Origin of the sequence: Pseudomonas sp. 5P_3.1_Bac2, assembly GCF_025465995.1 — a bacterium.
Taxonomy (GTDB): domain Bacteria; phylum Pseudomonadota; class Gammaproteobacteria; order Pseudomonadales; family Pseudomonadaceae; genus Aquipseudomonas.
Genome location: NZ_JANLNY010000004.1, coordinates 108,849 through 128,900, shown reverse-complemented (window position 1 = coordinate 128,900; position 20,052 = coordinate 108,849). Strand labels below are relative to the sequence as shown.

18 protein-coding genes and 4 tRNA genes are annotated in these 20,052 nt (G+C 59.2%); 5 read left to right on the top strand and 17 right to left on the bottom strand.

Going from position 1 to position 20,052, the window contains the following annotated elements:
- Positions 1-225: 225 nt before the first annotated feature.
- Positions 226-552 carry an Arc family DNA-binding protein gene (locus NTD81_RS01880; protein ID WP_262178822.1) on the top strand — a complete coding sequence of 109 codons (327 nt, stop codon included), beginning with the start codon at positions 226-228 and terminating at the stop codon, positions 550-552.
- Positions 553-647: 95 nt separating this feature from the next.
- Here NTD81_RS01880 and mgtE read toward each other — a convergent pair whose 3' ends face one another.
- Positions 648-2,090 carry a magnesium transporter gene (gene mgtE / locus NTD81_RS01875; RefSeq protein ID WP_262178820.1) on the bottom strand — a complete coding sequence of 481 codons (1,443 nt, stop codon included), beginning with the start codon at positions 2,088-2,090 and terminating at the stop codon, positions 648-650.
- 194 nt (positions 2,091-2,284) lie between these two features.
- Between mgtE and NTD81_RS01870 the strand changes: the two genes are divergently transcribed.
- The gene (locus NTD81_RS01870) at positions 2,285-2,920 is read left to right on the top strand and encodes an outer membrane protein assembly factor BamE (RefSeq protein WP_262178818.1); all 636 of its coding nucleotides are present in this window, start codon (positions 2,285-2,287) and stop codon (positions 2,918-2,920) included.
- Between the two features lie 59 nt (positions 2,921-2,979).
- Here NTD81_RS01870 and NTD81_RS01865 read toward each other — a convergent pair.
- From NTD81_RS01865 to NTD81_RS01790, 16 genes are all read right to left on the bottom strand, one after another.
- A tRNA-Arg gene (locus NTD81_RS01865) sits at positions 2,980-3,056 on the bottom strand.
- A 71-nt stretch (positions 3,057-3,127) separates the two neighbouring features.
- Positions 3,128-3,204: transfer RNA gene (locus tag NTD81_RS01860), tRNA-Arg, on the bottom strand.
- A gap of 69 nt (positions 3,205-3,273) precedes the next feature.
- A tRNA-Arg gene (locus tag NTD81_RS01855) sits at positions 3,274-3,350 on the bottom strand.
- A gap of 75 nt (positions 3,351-3,425) precedes the next feature.
- Positions 3,426-3,516 (bottom strand) — tRNA-Ser (locus NTD81_RS01850).
- Positions 3,517-3,577: 61 nt separating this feature from the next.
- On the bottom strand, positions 3,578-3,763 hold the full coding sequence (gene csrA / locus NTD81_RS01845) for a carbon storage regulator CsrA (protein ID WP_262178816.1): 186 nt from the start codon (positions 3,761-3,763) through the stop codon (positions 3,578-3,580).
- Positions 3,764-3,946: 183 nt separating this feature from the next.
- A complete protein-coding gene (locus tag NTD81_RS01840) occupies positions 3,947-5,185 on the bottom strand; it encodes an aspartate kinase (protein WP_262178814.1) in 1,239 nt (412 codons plus the stop codon).
- A 107-nt stretch (positions 5,186-5,292) separates the two neighbouring features.
- The gene (gene alaS, locus NTD81_RS01835) at positions 5,293-7,917 is read right to left on the bottom strand and encodes an alanine--tRNA ligase (protein ID WP_262178813.1); all 2,625 of its coding nucleotides are present in this window, start codon (positions 7,915-7,917) and stop codon (positions 5,293-5,295) included.
- Between the two features lie 122 nt (positions 7,918-8,039).
- Positions 8,040-9,044 carry a low-specificity L-threonine aldolase gene (ltaE, locus tag NTD81_RS01830; protein ID WP_262178812.1) on the bottom strand — a complete coding sequence of 335 codons (1,005 nt, stop codon included), beginning with the start codon at positions 9,042-9,044 and terminating at the stop codon, positions 8,040-8,042.
- Between the two features lie 106 nt (positions 9,045-9,150).
- Entirely contained in the window at positions 9,151-10,155 is a 1,005-nt protein-coding gene (astE, locus tag NTD81_RS01825; RefSeq protein ID WP_262178811.1) for a succinylglutamate desuccinylase, read from the bottom strand.
- Between the two features lie 9 nt (positions 10,156-10,164).
- On the bottom strand, positions 10,165-10,452 hold the full coding sequence (locus NTD81_RS01820; RefSeq protein ID WP_262178810.1) for a topoisomerase II: 288 nt from the start codon (positions 10,450-10,452) through the stop codon (positions 10,165-10,167).
- An 82-nt stretch (positions 10,453-10,534) separates the two neighbouring features.
- Positions 10,535-11,887 (bottom strand): N-succinylarginine dihydrolase, encoded by a 1,353-nt coding sequence (astB, locus tag NTD81_RS01815; RefSeq protein ID WP_262179801.1) that lies wholly within the window; start codon positions 11,885-11,887, stop codon positions 10,535-10,537.
- A 33-nt stretch (positions 11,888-11,920) separates the two neighbouring features.
- Positions 11,921-12,934 (bottom strand): arginine N-succinyltransferase, encoded by a 1,014-nt coding sequence (gene astA / locus NTD81_RS01810; RefSeq protein ID WP_262178809.1) that lies wholly within the window; start codon positions 12,932-12,934, stop codon positions 11,921-11,923.
- Between the two features lie 10 nt (positions 12,935-12,944).
- Positions 12,945-13,973 carry an arginine/ornithine succinyltransferase subunit alpha gene (gene aruF / locus NTD81_RS01805; protein WP_262178808.1) on the bottom strand — a complete coding sequence of 343 codons (1,029 nt, stop codon included), beginning with the start codon at positions 13,971-13,973 and terminating at the stop codon, positions 12,945-12,947.
- A 94-nt stretch (positions 13,974-14,067) separates the two neighbouring features.
- Positions 14,068-15,288: an aspartate aminotransferase family protein gene (locus NTD81_RS01800; protein WP_262178807.1), complete on the bottom strand. Its 1,221-nt coding sequence runs from the start codon at positions 15,286-15,288 to the stop codon at positions 14,068-14,070.
- Between the two features lie 218 nt (positions 15,289-15,506).
- Entirely contained in the window at positions 15,507-16,715 is a 1,209-nt protein-coding gene (locus tag NTD81_RS01795) for a patatin-like phospholipase family protein (RefSeq protein ID WP_262178806.1), read from the bottom strand.
- An 81-nt stretch (positions 16,716-16,796) separates the two neighbouring features.
- Positions 16,797-17,726, bottom strand: a complete 930-nt coding sequence (locus NTD81_RS01790) for a lipid A biosynthesis lauroyl acyltransferase (protein WP_262178805.1) — start codon at positions 17,724-17,726, stop codon at positions 16,797-16,799.
- A gap of 182 nt (positions 17,727-17,908) precedes the next feature.
- Here NTD81_RS01790 and minC point away from each other — a divergent pair, with 182 nt between their 5' ends.
- From minC to minE, 3 genes are all read left to right on the top strand, one after another.
- Positions 17,909-18,643: a septum site-determining protein MinC gene (gene minC, locus NTD81_RS01785; RefSeq protein WP_262178804.1), complete on the top strand. Its 735-nt coding sequence runs from the start codon at positions 17,909-17,911 to the stop codon at positions 18,641-18,643.
- A 100-nt stretch (positions 18,644-18,743) separates the two neighbouring features.
- Positions 18,744-19,559 (top strand): septum site-determining protein MinD, encoded by an 816-nt coding sequence (gene minD / locus NTD81_RS01780; protein WP_262178803.1) that lies wholly within the window; start codon positions 18,744-18,746, stop codon positions 19,557-19,559.
- The gene (gene minE / locus NTD81_RS01775; protein ID WP_262178802.1) at positions 19,556-19,810 is read left to right on the top strand and encodes a cell division topological specificity factor MinE; all 255 of its coding nucleotides are present in this window, start codon (positions 19,556-19,558) and stop codon (positions 19,808-19,810) included. Before minD ends, minE begins: the two co-directional genes overlap by 4 nt.
- Positions 19,811-20,052: the final 242 nt, after the last annotated feature.

Here is a 20,052-nt window from a genome sequence, read left to right as displayed (position 1 = left end):
GACAGCTCAATTCTGATAATTGGAGCTGGCAATGGGCCTGCATCCCGCGCAAAATGCCTGACATGCAATTGACGCCAAATTACCGGCCATAAAATTACACCTATATTGAATATTCCAACTGCCAGCAAGCTGAACGGATAACACCCGGGGCGGTCAGAGGATTTACACCGCAAGAGCCAATTGCCAGAAATTGTTCTATCAACTAACCGGTTTAATGCACGCGCTATGAAACAAGCACTCTACTCCAGTCGTACCGCTGACAAATTCGTAGTTCGCCTGCCAGATGGCATGCGCGAACGCATCGCGGATGTAGCCCGCAACCACCACCGCAGCATGAACTCGGAAATCATCGCTCGCCTTGAGCAAAGCATGCTGCAAGAAAGCAACTTAAGTTCTGAACTCGACGTTAACGTCGATAGCCCAGAACTGTCGCTGCATGAACGCGAGCTGCTGCAACGCTTCCGCCAGCTCTCTCGGCGCCAGCAAAATGCACTGGTTTCGTTGATCGCTCACGACACCGAACTGGCTAATAGCGCTTCTAACGAAGGCTAAGCAATTAGCCTAAAAATAAAAAACCGCCCTCGGGCGGTTTTTTATTGGCTGCGATTTGTTGTGCGCTGGGCTGCACAGGCAACCCAGCGACTGGCCTAGAGCAAGAACAGACTGGCCAAGCCCAAGAAGATAAAGAAACCGCCGCTGTCGGTCACCGCCGTAATCATCACACTGGCGCCCATGGCCGGGTCACGCCCTAAGCGCGCCAGCGTCATCGGGATCAGCACGCCCATCAACGCGGCCAACAATAGGTTCAGGGTCATCGCGGCCGTCATCACCACCCCCAAGGACCAACTGCCGTAAAGCATGAAGGCCACAACACCAATGACCCCACCCCAGACCAAACCGTTAACCAAGGCCACGCCCAGCTCTTTGCGGATCAGCCTGGACGTATTACCGGTACTCACCTGATCCAGCGCCATGGCGCGCACAATCATGGTGATGGTTTGGTTGCCCGAGTTGCCACCGATGCCGGCCACAATCGGCATCAACGCCGCCAGTGCCACCAGTTTTTCAATCGAGCCTTCAAACAGGCCAATAACTCGCGAGGCCATAAAGGCGGTAATCAGGTTAATCGCCAGCCACGCCCAACGGTTGCGCAGGGATTTCCACACCGAGGCGAAAATATCTTCCTCCTCGCGCAGACCTGCCATGTTGAGCACTTCGCTCTCACTTTCCTCGCGGATCAAGTCGACCATTTCATCGATGGTCAGACGGCCGATCAGCTTGCCGTTCTTATCCACTACAGGCGTGGAGATCAGGTCATAGCGCTCAAATGCCTGAGCGGCGTCGTAGGCGTCTTCATCCGGATGGAAACTCACCGGATCGGTGGCCATCACCTCACTGACTAACTTATCCGGGTCGTTGACCAGCAAACGCTTAACCGGCAGCACACCTTTGAGCACGCCGTCATAGTCGACCACGAAGAGTTTGTCGGTGTGTCCCGGCAACTCCTTGAGACGGCGCAGATAGCGCAACACCACTTCCAAGCTGACGTCTTCGCGGATGGTGACCATCTCGAAGTCCATCAAGGCGCCGACTTGTTCTTCCTCATAGGACAGAGCCGAACGCACACGCTCGCGCTGCTGCGCATCGAGGGATTCCATCAGCTCATGGACGACATCGCGCGGCAGCTCGTGGGCTAAGTCCGCCAGTTCATCGGCGTCCATCTCCTTGGCGGCGGCGAGGATCTCGTGATCCTCCATGTCCGCCAGCAAGGTTTCCCGCACCGCATCCGACACTTCAAGAAGGATGTCGCCATCGCGCTCCACCTTGACCAGCTGCCAGACTGTCAGGCGGTCATCCAGCGGCAAGGCTTCAAGGATGTGGGCAACGTCAGCGGAGTGCAGCTCATCGAGCTTGCGTTGTAACTCAGCGAGGTTTTGCCGATGCACCAAGTTTTCCACGCGCTCTTGCTGCGCGCCTTCTTGGCGATGGGTGAGATCTTCGACCAGCTTATGCCGGTGCAGCAGTTCGACCACCTGGGCCAGGCGGTCTTGCAGGCTATCCTGCGATTTTTTTACTTCTATTTCAGTCATGGCGAGCTCCACCCCCAGCAGCGGGCACGCCAATGGGGGTCAATCAGTCAATACGTGATTGCACAATCGATATTTTGAGTAACTACTGGGTAAGTCCATGGTGGTTTTCCACAAGCCCCGGCGGGGCTGACGGTGTAAATGATACCATTGCCTAAGCGCTTTGCATGTGACAAAAACAATCTTAGAACAAGCGCTTGCACAACAAACTTGAGCAAACTTGTATCGCTGTAGCTGCGACGCGCTGTTTTCCGACTGAGACACGCCTGGCGTCGACAAAATCCTCAGCTAGCCTTGCCGCACGTCGTCACGGAGGACGAATCATGCGGGCATTGTGCTGGGCGACTTTCTGCGCCCTCCCCTTTACAGCATTACCCAGTGCAGCAACCGAAGTTTTTCGCTGCGAAGATGAGCGCGGTCACATCACTTACGCCCAGCAGGGCTGCCCGACCACGAGCAACCTGCAACGCCAACAGGTGCATAACCCCACACCCGGCAGCGGCAAGGCGACCCCTATGGCTGCACCACGCCCGAACAAGAAAAAAGCTGCAGATAAACAGAACACTGCTATCACTGTAGTCGGTGGTCAGCACGATGACTGCGGCGATCTACTCAGCAGCAGCGAAAAGCGCGTGGCCATTATCAAAAATCAGGTACGCCAAGGCATGAATCGCGCTGAAGTAGAAAGCAGCCTCGGGCGCCCCGATCGCGTCAGCTCACGCAATGGCGAAACGCAGTACAACTATCAAGGCCAGAAAGGCCACAGTCGCAGTGTCAGCTTCGATGAAGCCGGCTGCGTGAAGGGCAAAGGGAAAACTAAATCGCGCCAATAAAAAAAGGGCCTACATCGCTGTAGGCCCTTCTCTTAGCTTGCACCTAAGCAAGCTTGGTATGGCGGACTCAGGAGGATTCGAACCTCCGACCGCTCGGTTCGTAGCCGAGTACTCTATCCAGCTGAGCTATGAGTCCGTGTGGCGCTTTTAGACCAGATCACCGCTGGTTACAGCTGCATGGTGCGCATTGCTGCGTTGCCATGAATATGGCGGACTCAGGAGGATTCGAACCTCCGACCGCTCGGTTCGTAGCCGAGTACTCTATCCAGCTGAGCTATGAGTCCGTAGGCGCTTTTAGACCAGATCACCGCTGGTTGAAACAAAATGGCTTGCATCACTGCAAGCCATGTGTATGGCGGACTCAGGAGGATTCGAACCTCCGACCGCTCGGTTCGTAGCCGAGTACTCTATCCAGCTGAGCTATGAGTCCACTAACTTGGTGCATCACAGAAACTTTAGCTTGAAGCTTTTCGCCTTAGCTTCAGCGCTCTGCAACGCTGAATAATGGCGGAGAAGGGGGGATTCGAACCCCCGACACCCTTTTGAGGTGTACTCCCTTAGCAGGGGAGCGCCTTCGGCCACTCGGCCACCTCTCCGCAACACGGGGCGCATGTTAACCATGTTTTCCCCGTTTGCAAAGCAAAATTTTCAATTAAATTAGTGGCTTGGTTCGTCGACCTTCTCTTTCTGGATGCGCTGGTAGATTTCTTCACGGTGCACAGCTACTTCTTTAGGCGCATTCACGCCAATTCGCACCTGATTACCTTTAACGCCCAGCACGGTCACAGTGACTTCGTCACCGACCATCAGGGTCTCTCCGACCCTACGAGTCAGAATCAGCATTCCTTTCTCCTTACGGATTTCAGTTCAGTACAGCAGTCTGCAAAAAAATAAAAAACGTCGACTCCGAGCATAGCAAACAGAGGCTGCGTTCAAGTTTTGACCAGTCCGAACAGAGTAAAAGTTCCTATTCGGGCCAAGCAAAAAGACAAAAGGCGCGTAGATGCGCGCCTTTTGAATATTCCCTTATTCGGCCGGCCGGGCCGGTGCGTCCAACTCGAACGCAGTGTGCAGCGCACGCACCGCCAACTCCAGATATTTCTCTTCAATGACCACTGATACTTTGATTTCAGAGGTCGAAATCATCTGGATATTGATGTTTTCTTTAGCCAGGGCTTCGAACATGCGGCTGGCCACGCCCGCGTGGGAGCGCATGCCGACACCGACAATCGAGACCTTGGCGATTTGCGTGTTGCCGCTGACTTCACGGGCACCCAGTTCGCGCGAGGTGTTTTCCAGCACTTGCAGGGCCGCATTGTAGTCATTGCGGTGCACCGTGAAGGTGAAGTCGGTAGTGTTATCGTGCGCTACGTTCTGCACGATCATGTCGACTTCAATGTTGGCCGCGCTGATCGGGCCGAGAATCTTAAATGCTACGCCCGGCAGATCCGGTACGCCACGGATGGTCAGCTTGGCTTCGTCGCGATTGAAAGCGATGCCAGAGATGATCGGCTGTTCCATGGATTCCTCTTCGTCTAAGGTGATGAGGGTGCCCGGCCCCTCCTTAAAGCTGTGCAGTACGCGCAGCGGAACGTTGTACTTGCCGGCGAATTCTACCGAGCGAATCTGCAGCACCTTGGAGCCCAGGCTGGCCATTTCCAGCATTTCTTCAAAGGTGATTTTCTCCAGACGCTGGGCCTGGGGCACGACACGCGGGTCAGTGGTGTAAACACCGTCGACATCGGTATAGATCTGGCACTCGTCAGCTTTCAGCGCGGCCGCCAAGGCCACGCCAGTGGTGTCGGAGCCACCACGGCCGAGGGTGGTAATGTTGCCCTGCTCATCCACGCCTTGGAAACCAGCGACCACCACTACCCGGCCAGCCTTGAGCTCGGCACGCAGGTTTTGATCGTCGATGTGCAGGATGCGCGCCTTGTTGAACGCGCTGTCAGTAAGAATGCGCACTTGGCTGCCGGTGTACGACACCGCCGGCACACCAATCTTTTCCAGCGCCATGGCCAGCAGGGCAATGGTGACCTGCTCGCCGGTGGAGACCATTACGTCGAGCTCTCGGGGTACCGGCTGACCATCACTGACCTGTTTGGCCAGATCGATCAGGCGATTGGTTTCACCGCTCATGGCGGAAACCACAACCACAATGTCATCGCCGTTTTCGCGGAACTTCTTCACCTTCTGCGCCACTTGCTGAATGCGCTCAACAGTGCCGACGGAGGTGCCGCCAAATTTCTGTACGATCAAAGCCATTTCAAAGCCGCCTCAGCCCTTGAAGGGCGCCCATTAAACATACAACTCAACTGCCGACCAAAACCCGTGGGCGTAAAGCGGGTTTAGGTCGACCTTGCCGCAGGCGCTTACAGGCCCTGCTCGGCAAAACTCAGGGCCAGTGCCAACGCGCTGTCCAGGGCTGCAGCATCAGTGCCGCCGCCTTGGGCCATGTCCGGACGGCCGCCACCTTTACCACCGACTGCCGCAGCGGCTTGCTTCATCAGCTCGCCGGCTTTCAGTTTGCTGGTCAGGTCTTGGGTGACACCGGCCACCAGCACGACTTTGTCGTCCTGTACGCCGCCGAGCAAAATCACTGCGCTGCCCAGTTTGTTTTTCAGCTGATCGACCAGTGCCAGTAAAGCTTTGCCATCCAAACCATCGAGACGGGCACTGAGAACCTTGCTGCCTTTAACTGCCACGGCAGAACTGGCCAGATCATCACCAGCCGCGCTGGCGGCTTTGGCCTTGAGCTGCTCCAGCTCTTTTTCCAACTGACGGTTGCGTTCCAGCAACGCGCTGAGTTTATCCAGCACGTTGTCGCGGCTGCCCTTAACCAGGTTAGCGGCTTCTTTGAGCTGCTCTTCGGCACCATTGAGGTAAGCCAAAGCCGCGCTGCCGGTGACGGCTTCAATACGGCGCACGCCAGCGGCGACACCGCCTTCGCTGACAATCTTGAACAGGCCGATATCACCGGTGCGCTTAACGTGCGTACCACCGCAAAGCTCTACGGAGAAATCGCCACCCATGCTCAGCACGCGAACCTGGTCGCCGTACTTCTCACCAAACAACGCCATGGCGCCTTTGGCCTTGGCGGTTTCGATATCGGTTTCCAGGGTTTCGACTTCACTGTTAGCCCGCACTTCGCGGTTAACGAGGTCTTCCAGGGTTTTGATCTGCGCAGGCGTAATGGCTTCGAAGTGGCTGAAGTCAAAGCGCAGGCGCTGACTATTGACCAAGGAGCCCTTCTGCGTGACGTGCTCACCCAACACTTGGCGCAGCGCCGCATGCAGCAAGTGCGTGGCCGAGTGGTTCAACGCCGTAGCCTGACGCACAGTGGCATCGACTTCTGCTTTCAGCGAAGTGCCCACGCTCAGGCCACCTTTAACCGCTACACCGTGGTGCAGGAAGGCGCCGCCGGCTTTAGTGGTGTCGCGTACATCGAAGCGCACGCCGGCGCCCTCGAGGTAGCCGCAGTCACCGGCTTGACCACCGGACTCGGCATAGAACGGAGTCTGGTCGAGGACCACCACGCCCTCCTCGCCTTCTTTGAGGCTGTCTACCGCAGCGCCATCCTTGAACAGGGCAATGATTTTGCCGCTGCCACTGGTGCCGCTGTAGCCGAGGAAATGGGTGTCGCTGTCGACTTTAACCAACGCGTTGTAATCCATGCCGAAGGCACTGGCCGAACGAGCACGCTCACGCTGAGCCTGCATCTCGCGCTCGAAGCCTTCTTCGTCGAGCGTCAGCTCACGCTCACGGGCGATGTCGCCGGTGAGGTCCATCGGGAAGCCGTAGGTGTCGTACAGCTTGAAGATGACTTCACCGGGAATCACCGTGCCTTTGAGTTCGCTCAGATCCTGCTCAAGGATCTTCAAGCCCTGCTCCAGGGTCTTGGCGAACTGCTCTTCTTCGGTTTTCAGCACGCGCTCGATGTGCGCTTGCTGTTGCACCAGTTCAGAGAACGCCTCGCCCATCTCGGCAACCAATGCCGCGACGATTTGATAGAAGAAGCTGCCCTTAGCGCCCAGTTTGTTCCCGTGACGGCAAGCGCGCCGGATGATGCGGCGCAGCACATAGCCGCGACCTTCATTGGACGGCGTCACGCCATCGGCAATCAGGAAGCTGCACGAACGGATATGGTCAGCCACCACTTTCAGCGAAGCCTGGCCCTCGTTGGCACAACCAATAGCCTTGGCCGCTGCGCTGAGCAGGTTTTGGAACAGGTCAATCTCGTAGTTGGAGTTAACGTGTTGCAGCACGGCGCTGATGCGCTCCAGGCCCATACCGGTGTCGACGCTAGGCGCCGGCAGCGGATGCAGGACACCATCAGCGGTGCGGTTGAATTGCATAAACACGTTGTTCCAGATTTCGATGTAGCGGTCGCCGTCTTCTTCTGGCGAGCCGGGTGGGCCACCCCAGATGTGTTCGCCGTGGTCGAAGAAAATCTCGGTGCACGGGCCGCACGGACCGGTGTCGCCCATGGTCCAGAAGTTATCCGAGGCGTATGGCGCACCTTTATTGTCGCCAATACGGATCATGCGCTCGGCCGGCACGCCGATTTCTTTGTTCCAGATGTCGTAGGCTTCATCGTCGGTGGCGTAGACCGTAACCCAGAGCTTTTCCTTCGGCAGTTTCAGCCAGTTGTCGCCGGTTAAGAACTCCCAGGCGAAGTGAATGGCATCACGCTTGAAGTAGTCACCGAAGCTGAAGTTACCCAGCATTTCGAAGAAGGTGTGGTGACGGGCGGTGTAACCGACGTTTTCCAGGTCGTTGTGCTTGCCGCCGGCGCGCACGCATTTCTGACTCGTGGCCGCGCGGGTGTAGGCGCGTTTTTCCAGACCGAGGAAACAGTCCTTGAACTGGTTCATCCCCGCGTTGGTGAACAACAGGGTCGGGTCGTTGCCCGGAATCAGCGAGCTAGAGGCAACTCGGGTGTGCCCCTTCTGTTCAAAGAAGCTGAGGAAGGCTTCACGGATTTCTGCGCTTTTCATAGGAATCTTCCAAAAACCAGCGGCCACGATAAAGCCGGCAAAGGGCCGCATTATATCGGCCCTACGCTTAGGGGCTAGTGCCTTTATTGATAGAGCGCGACTATAGGGCCGCGCAGATGCCATCAATTCTGCCGAAATTCGGCAAAAGCCGCCACTACCTGATCAATCTCAGCCGAACTAACGTCCAAATGCGTCACCATGCGCAGTCGCGGCGCAGCCGAAAGAACGATGCCGCGGGCAGCGGCAAAAGCTTTCAAGGCCTGCGCTTGGTCACCAATCTGCACATAGACCATATTGGTTTGCACAGGCTCGACGCTGTAGCCCAGCTCAGTTAAGCCGGCGGCCAAGCGCTCGGCATTGGCATGGTCCTCGGCCAAGCGCTCGACCTGATGTTTGAGCGCATACAGGCCTGCCGCCGCCAAGCCACCGGCCTGGCGCATACCGCCACCCACCATCTTGCGCAGGCGTCGGGCCTTGTCGATCAGCTCAGCGCTGCCGCACAGCACCGAGCCGATGGGCGCCCCCAAGCCCTTGGACAGACACACCGACACCGAGTCAAAGTGCTGGGTGATCTCCCGCGCCGGCACCGCCAACTTAACCGCCGCGTTATATAAGCGTGCGCCATCCAGATGCAGCCCCAACCCACGCTCACGGGTGAACGCCCGCGCCGCCTGTAAATAACTCAGGGGCAGCACCTTGCCTTGCATGGTGTTTTCCAGCGCCAGCAAGCGGGTGCGGGCGAAGTGGAAGTCATCCTGCTTGATCGCCGCCGCGACCTTGGCTAAATCCAGCGAGCCATCGGCTTCGCCGTCAATCGGCTGCGGCTGAATCGAGCCCAGCACGGCGGCGCCGCCGCCTTCATATTTATAGGTGTGCGCTTGCTGACCGACGATGTACTCATCGCCACGTTCACAGTGGGCCATCAGCCCGAGCAAGTTGCTCATGGTGCCGGTGGGCACAAACAGCGCGCTGGCAAAGCCCAGTTCAGCGGCCAAGTACTCTTGCAACTGATTAACGCTGGGGTCTTCGCCATATACATCGTCGCCCAGCGGCGCAGCCTGCATGGCTTGGCGCATAGCCGGAGTCGGTTGGGTGACAGTGTCACTGCGCAGATCGATAACAGGCATAACAGACAGTCCTTGAGAGCACACTGAGGCAATTAGCCTGACTCTAAGGGGGCGTCTGCGCGAAAACAAGCAACAGCTGGCAATTACAGTAGATCGACCTCAAGCCTCAGACCAGTTGCAGGTTATGCGCCGGAACAATGACCAAACCCGCTCGCGCGCCGACCGGCACCCGTGGGTTGGCGAAGAGGATACGGCTGTGCGGCTCACTCACCAGCCAGCGCGTGTCGCTGAGGTCCTCCGCCAGCAAAGAGCCGTGGCCCAGCTCGGTGAAATTGGCCACTCCGGTCGGTAAGTGCAGACGAAAGCCTTCACTGTGCTTAATCACTTCCCGGGATAGGCTGAACAGTTGCAGATCACCGAGTTCATTGGCGTGGGTGGGACTACCGGCGATCAGCGCGGCAATTTGCTGCTCCAAGGCACTGAGGTCGATATGCTGATTTTGGCCAAAGGGCCGCGCCGTACCGAGTTTTAGGGTAAAGGCTTGGGCCTGCAGTTGCTGCGCGGTGTAAGCGCTAAAGGTGGCCGAGCTCTTGTTGTACAGCAGCACGGCGCTAATCCCGGCCGCGCGCAATTGCGCCAACTCAGCGCGACTGCCGGCTTGGCCCTCAGGCAGCGGATACAGGGCAAAAGGCTCGATCAACGAGGGGCGAATGGTCGTATGCAGATCGTAATGCAAGCGCCGGCGCTGCGCCTGCTTGAAGAAGGTCCGCGCCAGTTGTTCAAGATCGCCGGCACGTAACGCCTCAGGGCCGCTATGGCGTTCATGTTCGCCACTGAACAAGGCGTTCAGGTCTTGCTCGATAAAACGCTCGCCGCGGCGCATAGCCTCGGGGTTGCCGAACACAAACAGCACCCGCGCCTGAGGCTTTAGATGGCCACGAGCAATGGCTTGCAGCAAGCGGTCGAGTAATTCGATGGGGGCGGTTTCGTTGCCGTGCAAGCCGGCGGAAAGGAGCAGATCCAGGCCGCTGTCACAGCCGGCTGGCGGGCTGATTTCCAGCACGCCAGCGGCTAGCCAGCGCAAGCGCGCACCCTCGGCGGTCAGTTGAATCTTCGCTGCCGGCTCATGGTCGGCGAGGGTCAGGTCCAGCAATTTACCGAGGGCGAGCATGGCGCTACCTCAATCGTGTTGGCAATCCGGGCCGTGGACATGGCCGTCTTCGTCAGCCAGATCGGCGGCTTCCATTTCCAGCTCCAGGCTGACCAGGTTGGTCGCCAGTGGACGCAGCAGCAAGTTGGCGTATTCGCTAGCGCCCTCTTCCACGTCAACGCCGATCATCAGCTGGTTGTTACCCACTTGTTGGAACCAGATTTCCTGGCCTTGCCAGAGCACCGCAAAACGCGTGCAGGAAGTTTCCAGTTGGGTGCCGTCGGTGTCTTCCAGAATGAGTTGCAGGGCGTCGCTCATAAATACTCCACAGTGGGGCTGCCGGGGTGAATGTTGCGCACGCTTTAAGCCTTAAGGGCGGAGCAAGCCAACGCCATCCACCCTACTCAGCAAGTTGAAAAGGATAAACCGCGCCCAGTTTAAGGATCTGCGTCAGTTCATCCAAGGCCGTCCGGCACTCGATTAACAATTGCGGGTCGGCTAAATCCTCTTCACACAAACGATCACGGTAGTGCTTAGCCACCCAGGCGCTGAGCTGCTGATACAACAGCGGGGTCAGCAACACCCCCGGATTGACCGCTGCCAGCTCGTCGGATTTAAGCGCCACGCGCAAACGCAGACAAGCCGGACCACCACCGTTTTGCATACTTTGCTTAAGATCTACCGCCTGTACGCGATTAATTGGACCGCCTGCGTCGGCCAAGTGCTGCACATAGCGCCAGACCTTTTCCTGCTCCTGGCACTCCTGTGGCACCAGCAGCAACCCATCGCCATCCGGCAGGCTGAGCAGCTGGCTATTGAACAGATACGAGCGCACCGCATCGGCCACGCTGATCGCCTCGCGCGGCACGCAGATGGCCTGCAACTCCCCGCCGCGGGCAGCCAGCTTGTCACGCAGCTCATCCAGCACCTTGCTGCTATGGACAAAGGCATCTTGGTGATAGAGCAGCAATTCGCCATTGCCCACGGCAATTACATCGTTGTGGAACACGCCCTGATCGATCACCAGCGGCGACTGCTGGGCAAACACCAGCGCGTCGTCACTCAGACCATGCAAACGCGCCACGGCTTGCGAAGCCTCCAACGTTTGCCGCGCCGGATAGCGCTGCGGCGCGCTGTAGCGTGCGTCGAGGGCGCTGCGCCCATACACAAACAGCTCGACCCCGGGCGCGCCATAGTCGCGACAAAAGCGCGAATGATTGGCCGCGCCCTCATCACCAAACTGCGCCTCGGCCGGCAACGCCGGGTGATGGGCAAAATAGGTCGGATCGGCAAACATCGCCGCCAGCAGCCGGCTGGTGGTGGGATGCTCGATGCTGCGGTGGAATTTGCAGTTGAGGTTGGCCGCGGTGAAATGCACGCGACCATCCAAGGTATCGGCGCTGGGGCTGACGGTGGCGGCATTGGCCGTCCACATGCTCGACGCCGAGCTGCACGCCACCAATAAGGGCATGGCCTGCTCTGCGGCCTGAGCAATCACCTGAGCGTCACTGCCGCTGAAACCCAAGCGGCGCAAGCTGGCGAGATCCGGGCGTTCCTGCGGGGCGATGACGCCTTGGGGCAGGCCCAAATCCATCAGCAACTTCATCTTGGCCAGGCCTTGTTGCGCGGCCTGACGGGGATTGGAGCACAGCTGACTGTTGCACTGCGAAGCCACATTGCCGGCCGACAGCCCACCATAGTTGTGGGTAGGGCCGACCAAGCCGTCGAAGTTCACCTCGCAGGCGCTGCTCAGCAGCTGACGCTCCCTGGCCACCTCGACTACGCCTTAGCTCGGCGCAGCCAGTGCCACTGCCCGCACTTGATCGCCGGCAGTCAGGCCCAAGCGGCGCGCAGTTTGCGCGGCCACCACCAAGGAACCCGCAGCGACCCGCGCGGGTGCGGCGGTAATCCGGCAACTTTCGCGTTGGCGGTTGTGAATCAGATAATCCTCGGCATCGTCCCCCGGCGTCCCCACCGCCAGCACCAGCACCTGGCTTTGCGCGATGGCCCGGATCTTCTCGGTGGGTGCTTCGATCACCGGACCCGCGTCGAAAATATCGACATAGCCCTTGTAGCTGAATCCCTCAGCCTCAAGCATGGCCAGCGCCGGCTCGGTATCCGGGTGGACACGGCCAATCACTGCCCGCGCTTCCTCCGAGAGGAAGCAGGTGTACAGCGGAAACTTCGGCATCAGCTCGGCGACAAAGGCCTTGTTGCCCACTCCGGTGAGGTAGTCGGCCTGGCTGAATTCCATCTTAAAGAAGTGCCGGCCCAAGCTTTCCCAAAACGGCGAACGCCCGGCCTCATCGCAGATGCCGCGCATCTCCGCCATCACCTGCGGAGCAAAATGCTCGGCGAATTCGGCGATAAACAGCAGGCGCGCCTTGGACAGCAAGCGGCCCTTGATGCCATGGCGATGTTCGGGATGGAGGAACAACGAACACAGCTCGGAGTTGCCGGTCATGTCGTTGGCCAAAAACAGCGTGGGGATTTGCCGGTGGATCTCCAGCTCCTGCGAGGCGCATACGGTCAGGCCAACCCGGTAGTTGTACCAAGGCGCACGCAGGCCCACCCCGGCCGCCACCGCCGAGATCCCCAAGACCGTGCCGGCATCGTCTTCCAAGGCAAATAAATAGTCGGCATCGGCGCGCGAGGCTTCGCCGCGAAAGGCTTTTTCCGACCAACCAACGCGCCAGGCCAGATGCTCTTCATTGGCCGGCAAGCTGGTTAGCCCGGTGCCACTGCGGGCTAACTCAAACAACGCTGGCAGGTCGCTGCTGCGTACAGGACGAACGATCATGCCCTACTCCTTAAACCGCAATCAGGCGCACGCTGGCACCGTCAACCACACCCAACAGCTGCGCTGCCGCCTGGCTTAGCGCCACGGGCTGCCCCGGCAGCCAGTCCAGGGTCAAGACAATGGCGCGAAAATCCTGCAGACCGCCATTGCTCACCACGTACTGCCGCGTGCCTTTAACCACTGCGCTGGCCGCGCTGACCACGCTCACCGCCACCTGCTGGCTATGGGCAATCGAGCGTATGCCCGACGTGCGCGCATGCAGGGTCGGCCCGCCATCAAAGATGTCGATGTAGTGATCAGTCTCAAAGCCTTCGCGGGTGAGGATGTCGAAACTGACTTGCGCCCGTGGATGCACCTGGCCCATCACCTCTTGCGCCTCATCCGGCAGCAAGGGCACATAGATCGGGTAATGGGGCATCAACTCAGCGAGAAAGGTACGGCTCTTCAGCCCGCTCAAACGCTCCGCTTCGGTGTAGGTCATGGCAAAGAAGTGCCGCCCGACCGCATCCCAAAACGGCGAGTTGCCGGCCTCATCACTGTGGCCGACGATCTCCACCACCACCGCATCGGCGAAGCGTTGCGGGTGGCTGGCCATAAACAGCAGGCGGGCGCGGGAATTCAGCTCGGCCCAGACACTGTCGACCAAGCCGGGCTCCACATAGAAGCTCACCAGCAAGCTGTTGCCAGTGAGATCGTGGCACAAGGAGAGCACGTGAATCTTGTTGTGGATCTTCAACTCACGGGAGTTGTGCACAAAGGTTTCGTTGCGGAAACTATAAAACGGCTCGGAGTAGCCTACTGAGGCGACGATCCCGGAGCAGCCGACCAGGCGCCCGGTTGCGCTGTCTTCGAGGACGAAGAAATAACTTTCTTCGCCATTAAAGCTGACCTCAGCGGCCAGCGAGGCTTCGCTAGCGGCGATCTTCTCCTGCAGGCGGGCGGCATCATCCGGCAGCGAGGTCACCCCCACCGGGCTGTCCGCAGCCAAACGCTGCACTTGGGCCAGGTCGGCCATTTGCGCCGGGCGCATCACCAGCATGCTGCCACTCCTTATCGACAGACCGCAGATCTGGCCTGCGGCGGATACACCAGTTGGATTGCCACAAATGGGGCGACAGCCGCCCCAGGCCGCCTTAGCCGCGTACGACCTGCGCCACGGCACGCTCGAAACGGGCCAGGCCCTCATCGATATCGGCGTCGTCGATCACCAGGCTTGGGGCAAAACGGATCACATCGGGGCCGGCTTGCAGCACCATCAGATCCTGCTCAGTGGCTGCGTCGAGGAAGGCCTTGGCCTGACCTTTCCACTTATCGTTGAGCACAGCCCCGAGGAGCAAACCAAGGCCACGCACTTCGTTGAACACAGCGTACTGCTCACCGATTTGCAGCAGTTTGCTTTTGAAGCGCTCATGCTTGGCCTGCACACCGGCCCACACCTCAGGGGTGTTGATGGTGTCGATCACCGCCTCGCCCACGGCGCAAGCCAGGGCGTTGCCGCCATAAGTGGTGCCGTGGGTGCCGACCGCGAAATGCGTCGCCAGCTCTTGCGTGGTGAGCATGGCGCCAATCGGGAAGCCGCCGCCCAAGCTCTTGGCGCTGCTGAGGATGTCTGGCGTCACCCCGTAATGCATATAGGCAAACAGCGAGCCGGTACGACCCATGCCGCTCTGTACTTCGTCGAAGATCAGCAGCGCATCGTGCTCATCGCACAGCGCGCGAGCGGCTTGCAGGTATTCAAGATCCGCCGGCAGCACGCCGCCCTCACCCTGGATCGGTTCCAGCACCACGGCGCAGGTTTTGCTGCTCACCGCGGCTTTCAGCGCGTCGATGTCGTTGTACGGCACGTGGCTGATGCCTTGGATTTTCGGGCCAAAGCCATCGGAATACTTAGGCTGACCACCGACGCTAACGGTGAACAGAGTGCGGCCGTGGAAACTGTTGGTGGCCGCGATGATCTCGTGTTTGTCTTCGCCAAACTGATTGAACGCCACCCGCCGCGCCAGCTTGAATGCCGCTTCGTTGGCTTCTGCACCGGAGTTGCAGAAGAACACCCGCTCAGCAAAGGTGGCATCCACCAGTTTTTTGGCCAGACGCAGGGCCGGCTCGTTGGTGAACACGTTGGACACATGCCACAGCAGGTTGGCTTGCTCGGTCAGGGCTTTGACCAATGCCGGATGGGCATGACCCAAAACGTTAACGGCGATGCCGCCAGCGAAGTCGATCAGCTCACGACCCCTTTGATCCCACACCCGCGAACCTTGGCCACGTACGGGAATAAAGGCAGCCGGGGCATAGTTAGGCACCATCACCTGATCAAAATCGGCGCGCTGCACCGGGTCGTGCTCAACGGACATCAAAGCTCTCCTGAAAGAGGGGCACCTGCGCGCAGCAGGCACATTAAAAGTGTAGGGATGCGCAATCGACGGGCCTTGTCGCCAGGCGACAACTTGTTACAGCGCTCGCCGCCTGCCTTGGCCAGGATTAACCGACATTAGCCAGATTGTACTGCGCGCAGTTTATCGCCAGGCGCCGCGCTTGGCGCGACTTTCTCAGCACGGCTGGCAGACAATTTTCACTTAGAAAGGGCCGGCTCGCCACAGGCAGTCAATTGGCTCAAACCGAGAAACTCAATTAAGCGCTGTTTTTGCGCCATGGCGTCCTGGTAACCCAGCTCAATCAGCTCATTGCAGTAGCCCGGCTCAAACAACAAATAGCTCAGCACGCCGGCGCCGCTGTGCTTAGTCGCCCCGGGCCCGCGCAGGAACAAACTGAGCGAACGCGGCAGCTCCCGGCGGTGCCGTGCGGCGATCACATCCAGCGGCTGGCTGGGGGCAATCACCAGCACATCCACTGGCTTCAGGCCCAAGCCTCTGGGGTGCAGGTGTGGCGGGATCAGGCGGCCCAAATAATTGAGCCGCTCGAGCATCTCGATATCGCTTTCTAAATTGTCGATAAAGGTGCTGTTGAGCATATGCCCGCCGATTTGCGCCAGGCTCGGCAGTTGCCCATGGGCCGGGCCGATATCCGGCACGCTCTGGGCCTGTTGCGGGCTGGCATTGCCACTGACGCCCACCACCAGCACCCGGTTAGCGCCCAAATGCAGCGCTGGGCTGATCGGTGCCGACTGCCGCACCGCGCCGTCGCCAAAGTATTCGCGGTTGATTTTCACCGGCGGAAAAATCAGCGGGATCGCCGCACTGGCCAACAGGTGGGACAAATCCAGGCGCGTCGGCACCCCGACCCGGCGATGGCGGAACCAAGGGTCGATATTGCCGCGACCTTGATAAAAGGTCATCGCCTGCGAGCTTTCGTAACCGAACGCGGTGACCGCCACTGCGCGTAACTGACGCTGGCGCACAGCGGCGTGAATGCCACTGAAGTCCAGTTCCTTGCGTAGCAATTCAGCCAAGGGCGAGCTATCCAGCAACGCCACCGGCGCCGCGCCGCCGAGCCCCAGCAGGCTATGGGCCATAAAGCGCCCGGCTTGGCGCAATACACCGGGCCAGTCGCTGCGATAGACCTTATGCGTATGAAAGTTTTGCCACACATCCTGCAAGCGGCGCACCGCCTGGCAGAAGTGCAAAGCGCCGCAGGCCAGGCCCACGGCGTTGATCGCCCCCGCCGAGGTACCGACGATGACCGGAAATGGATTACACGCACCATTGGGCAGCAGATCGGCGATCGCGGCCAGCACGCCGACCTGATAGGCCGCACGGGCGCCGCCGCCGGAGAGGATCAAGCCGGTGATGTTCTCTCCTGCCGGACTCACTGCTTCCTGCATCGCCAACCTCCACTGCGCTTAAGCTGCTCGATTAGCTCGCGAGTATAGGCGTGGCGTGGCAGCCGACCATAGTCCTCTTGGTTACGCTTTGTTATAGAGCGAGGGGCTGCCCTCAGGGCGGGTCTTAAAGCGCCGATGGGCCCACAGGTATTGCTCTGGACAAGCGCTGACCGCTTGCTCGACCCACTGGTTGATCAACAAGCAGTCGGCCTCTTCGCTGTCGGCCGGGAAGCCCGCTAACGGCGGATGAATCTTCAACTGATAGCCGCTGCCGTCGGCTAAACGCCGCTGGGTGAAGGGCAACACCCGGGCGCGGCCTAAGCGAGCAAACTTAGTGGTGGCGGTAACGGTTGCCGCCTGAATACCAAACAGCGGCACAAACAGACTTTGCTTACGCCCGTAGTCCTGATCCGGTGCATACCAGATCGCCCGGCCGGCGCGCAGTACCTTAAGCATGGCACGCACGTCTTCGCGCTCAATCGCCGTGGAATCTTGGTTATGCCGCTCGCGCCCGGTGCGCTGCACATAATCAAATAACGGATTGCTGTGCTCGCGGTACATGCCGTCGATGGTGTGCACCTGCCCCAACAGCGCCGCACCGATCTCCAAGGTGGTGAAATGCAGCGCCATCAGAATCACGCCCTGGCCATCGCGCTGCGCCGCCAATAAATGTTCAAGACCTTCTATATGGGCCAACTTGGCCAGCTTGGCTTTGGGCCACCACCAGCTCATGGCCATCTCGAAGAAGGCGATGCCGGTGGAGGCGAAGTTCTCGCGCAGCAGTTTTTCCCGCGCGGCTAAGGACAACTGCGGGAAACACAACTCCAGATTGCGCCGGGCGATTTTGCGCCGCGAGCCAGCGGCATAAAACATCAACCAGCCCAAGCCCCGGCCCAGTTTGAGCAACAGCCCGTAGGGTAACTGCACCACCAGCCACAGCACGCCCAAGCCCAGCCATAACGGCCAGAAGCGCGGGTGAAGAAAGGCACGGCGAAACACAGGGCGGTCCATACGAGGTATCCGAGGCAAACTAGTAAAGCGCGGCATTCTAACAGGACTTTCGCCCCAAGCTGGCGCCCGCACCCAGCCGTCTAAGCGTGACCTGCCGCGCCTTTAGCCGCGCAGCCCTTGCGAGTGCGCGGTGATCTCGCTATAAGTCCCGTTTACTTTTACCGAGCCCCATCAGGCAGACCATGAGCCAAGCTGATCTCCTCGCACAAGACCCTGTTTTCCAGCTTAAAGGCAGCATGCTAGCCATTACCGTGATGGAACTGGCGCACAACGATCTCGAACGCCTCGACCTTCAACTCAGTGAAAAAGTCGCCCTCGCCCCGGCCTTCTTTAGCAACACGCCGCTGGTGCTGGCCCTGGACAAATTACCCGAAGGCGAAGGTGAGCTGGACCTCGCAGCCTTGATGGCCGTGTGCCGCAAACATGGCCTGCGCACCTTAGCCATCCGCGCCAACCGCGACACCGATATCGCCGCTGCCGAGGCCCTCGACCTGCCCGTCTTGCCGCCTTCCGGCGCGCGCGAGCGGCGCATCGAACTGGAGCCGCCCAAACCAGTCGAACCACCGAAGCCGGTGGAACCTGAAGTGAAACCGACGCGGGTGATCAGCCATCCCGTACGCGGTGGTCAGCAAATCTATGCCCAAGGCGGCGACCTGATTGTGCTGGCACCGGTTAGCGCCGGTGCTGAACTGCTGGCCGATGGCAACATCCATATTTATGCGCCCATGCGCGGCCGAGCACTGGCCGGAGTTAAGGGCAACTTAGGCGCGCGCATCTTCTGTCAGCAGCTGGGCGCCGAGTTGCTATCTATCGCTGGGCAGTACAAGGTGGCAGAAGACTTACGCCGCGATCCACTATGGGGCAAACCGGTGCAGGTGTCCCTGGTGGCGGATGTGTTGAACATCATTCGCCTTTAACGGATACTGCCGCCACTTTTAAGGACACAGACAGGGCACCCGGAAGCCTCGTATAGGCCACGGAAACCTGCGACTTTTCTACATTTTGGGGTGAATCACCTTGGCCAAGATCCTCGTAGTTACATCCGGCAAGGGTGGCGTCGGTAAAACCACCACCAGCGCTGCCATCGGTACCGGCCTTGCCTTGCGCGGCCACAAGACGGTCATCGTCGACTTCGACGTCGGCTTGCGTAACCTCGACCTGATCATGGGTTGCGAACGCCGCGTGGTGTACGACTTCGTTAACGTCGTCAACGGCGAAGCCACCTTGACCCAGGCCCTGATCAAAGACAAGCGCCTGGAAAATCTCTACGTGCTGGCCGCCAGCCAGACTCGTGACAAAGATGCCCTGACCCAAGAAGGCGTGGCTAAAGTCATCAGCGAGCTGAGCGAAAGTTTCGAATTTGTGATCTGCGACTCACCTGCCGGTATCGAGAAAGGCGCCCACCTGGCCATGTACTTCGCCGATGAAGCGATTGTCGTGACCAACCCGGAAGTCTCCTCGGTGCGCGACTCCGATCGCATGCTGGGCCTGTTGGCAAGCAAATCGCGCCGCGCCGAAGAAGGCAAAGAGCCGATCAAAGAACACCTGCTGCTGACTCGCTACAACCCAGAGCGCGTGGTTAAGGGCGAAATGCTGGGCGTCGAAGACGTCGAGGAAATCCTCGCCATTCGCCTGCTCGGCGTTATTCCAGAATCGCAAGCCGTACTTAAGGCATCCAACCAAGGCGTACCGGTCATCCTCGATGACCAGAGTGATGCCGGCCAAGCATACAGCGACGCGGTTGACCGCCTGCTGGGCAAAGAAGTGGCACATCGTTTCCTTGATGTGCAGAAGAAGGGATTCATCCAGCGCCTGTTTGGAGGTCGTGAATGAACATTTTTGACTTCTTTCGTGAACGCAAGAAGGAAACTCCAGCGGCTATCGCGAAAGAGCGTCTGCAGATTATCGTCGCCCACGAACGTGGCCAACGTACTCAACCGGATTACCTACCGGCCCTGCAACAAGAGCTGGTGGCGGTGATTCGCAAGTACGTCAACATTGAGTCTGATCAAGTGCAGGTCGCCCTGGAAAACCAAGGCAGCTGCTCGATTCTCGAACTCAACATTACCCTGCCCGATCGCTAAGGCGCGCGCGGCAACCCAGCGTCACCCATGGCGGCCTCAGGGCCGCCATTTTATTTAAGGGCCAGGCCACCACGGCGGCTCGCGCCAGGCCCATGGGCTTGGCAGGCTATACCCCAGCCACCGCGCTAAACTGCAAAAACAATCGCCGCAGCGGCTAGCCTTTCGCTGGGCCTTTGCGCACTATCTAGCCCCGTTGTAGCCTGGCCTAGCCCCTGCTACACGCCATTCAACGCCTTATTCAA

What these genes read in the sequence shown, in the direction of transcription:
- minC (WP_262178804.1), top strand. Translation starts at nt 17,909, where the DNA reads ATGAGCCAAGCTGATCTCCTCGCACAAGACCCTGTTTTCCAGCTTAAA.
- NTD81_RS01800 (WP_262178807.1), bottom strand. Translation starts at nt 15,288, where the DNA reads ATGTCCGTTGAGCACGACCCGGTGCAGCGCGCCGATTTTGATCAGGTG.
- mgtE (WP_262178820.1), bottom strand. Translation starts at nt 2,090, where the DNA reads ATGACTGAAATAGAAGTAAAAAAATCGCAGGATAGCCTGCAAGACCGC.
- NTD81_RS01880 (WP_262178822.1), top strand. Translation starts at nt 226, where the DNA reads ATGAAACAAGCACTCTACTCCAGTCGTACCGCTGACAAATTCGTAGTT.
- minE (WP_262178802.1), top strand. Translation starts at nt 19,556, where the DNA reads ATGAACATTTTTGACTTCTTTCGTGAACGCAAGAAGGAAACTCCAGCG.
- NTD81_RS01790 (WP_262178805.1), bottom strand. Translation starts at nt 17,726, where the DNA reads ATGGACCGCCCTGTGTTTCGCCGTGCCTTTCTTCACCCGCGCTTCTGG.
- NTD81_RS01820 (WP_262178810.1), bottom strand. Translation starts at nt 10,452, where the DNA reads ATGAGCGACGCCCTGCAACTCATTCTGGAAGACACCGACGGCACCCAA.
- astE (WP_262178811.1), bottom strand. Translation starts at nt 10,155, where the DNA reads ATGCTCGCCCTCGGTAAATTGCTGGACCTGACCCTCGCCGACCATGAG.
- NTD81_RS01840 (WP_262178814.1), bottom strand. Translation starts at nt 5,185, where the DNA reads ATGGCTTTGATCGTACAGAAATTTGGCGGCACCTCCGTCGGCACTGTT.
- NTD81_RS01795 (WP_262178806.1), bottom strand. Translation starts at nt 16,715, where the DNA reads ATGCAGGAAGCAGTGAGTCCGGCAGGAGAGAACATCACCGGCTTGATC.
- ltaE (WP_262178812.1), bottom strand. Translation starts at nt 9,044, where the DNA reads ATGCCTGTTATCGATCTGCGCAGTGACACTGTCACCCAACCGACTCCG.
- aruF (WP_262178808.1), bottom strand. Translation starts at nt 13,973, where the DNA reads ATGCTGGTGATGCGCCCGGCGCAAATGGCCGACCTGGCCCAAGTGCAG.
- astA (WP_262178809.1), bottom strand. Translation starts at nt 12,934, where the DNA reads ATGATCGTTCGTCCTGTACGCAGCAGCGACCTGCCAGCGTTGTTTGAG.
- alaS (WP_262178813.1), bottom strand. Translation starts at nt 7,917, where the DNA reads ATGAAAAGCGCAGAAATCCGTGAAGCCTTCCTCAGCTTCTTTGAACAG.
- csrA (WP_262178816.1), bottom strand. Translation starts at nt 3,763, where the DNA reads ATGCTGATTCTGACTCGTAGGGTCGGAGAGACCCTGATGGTCGGTGAC.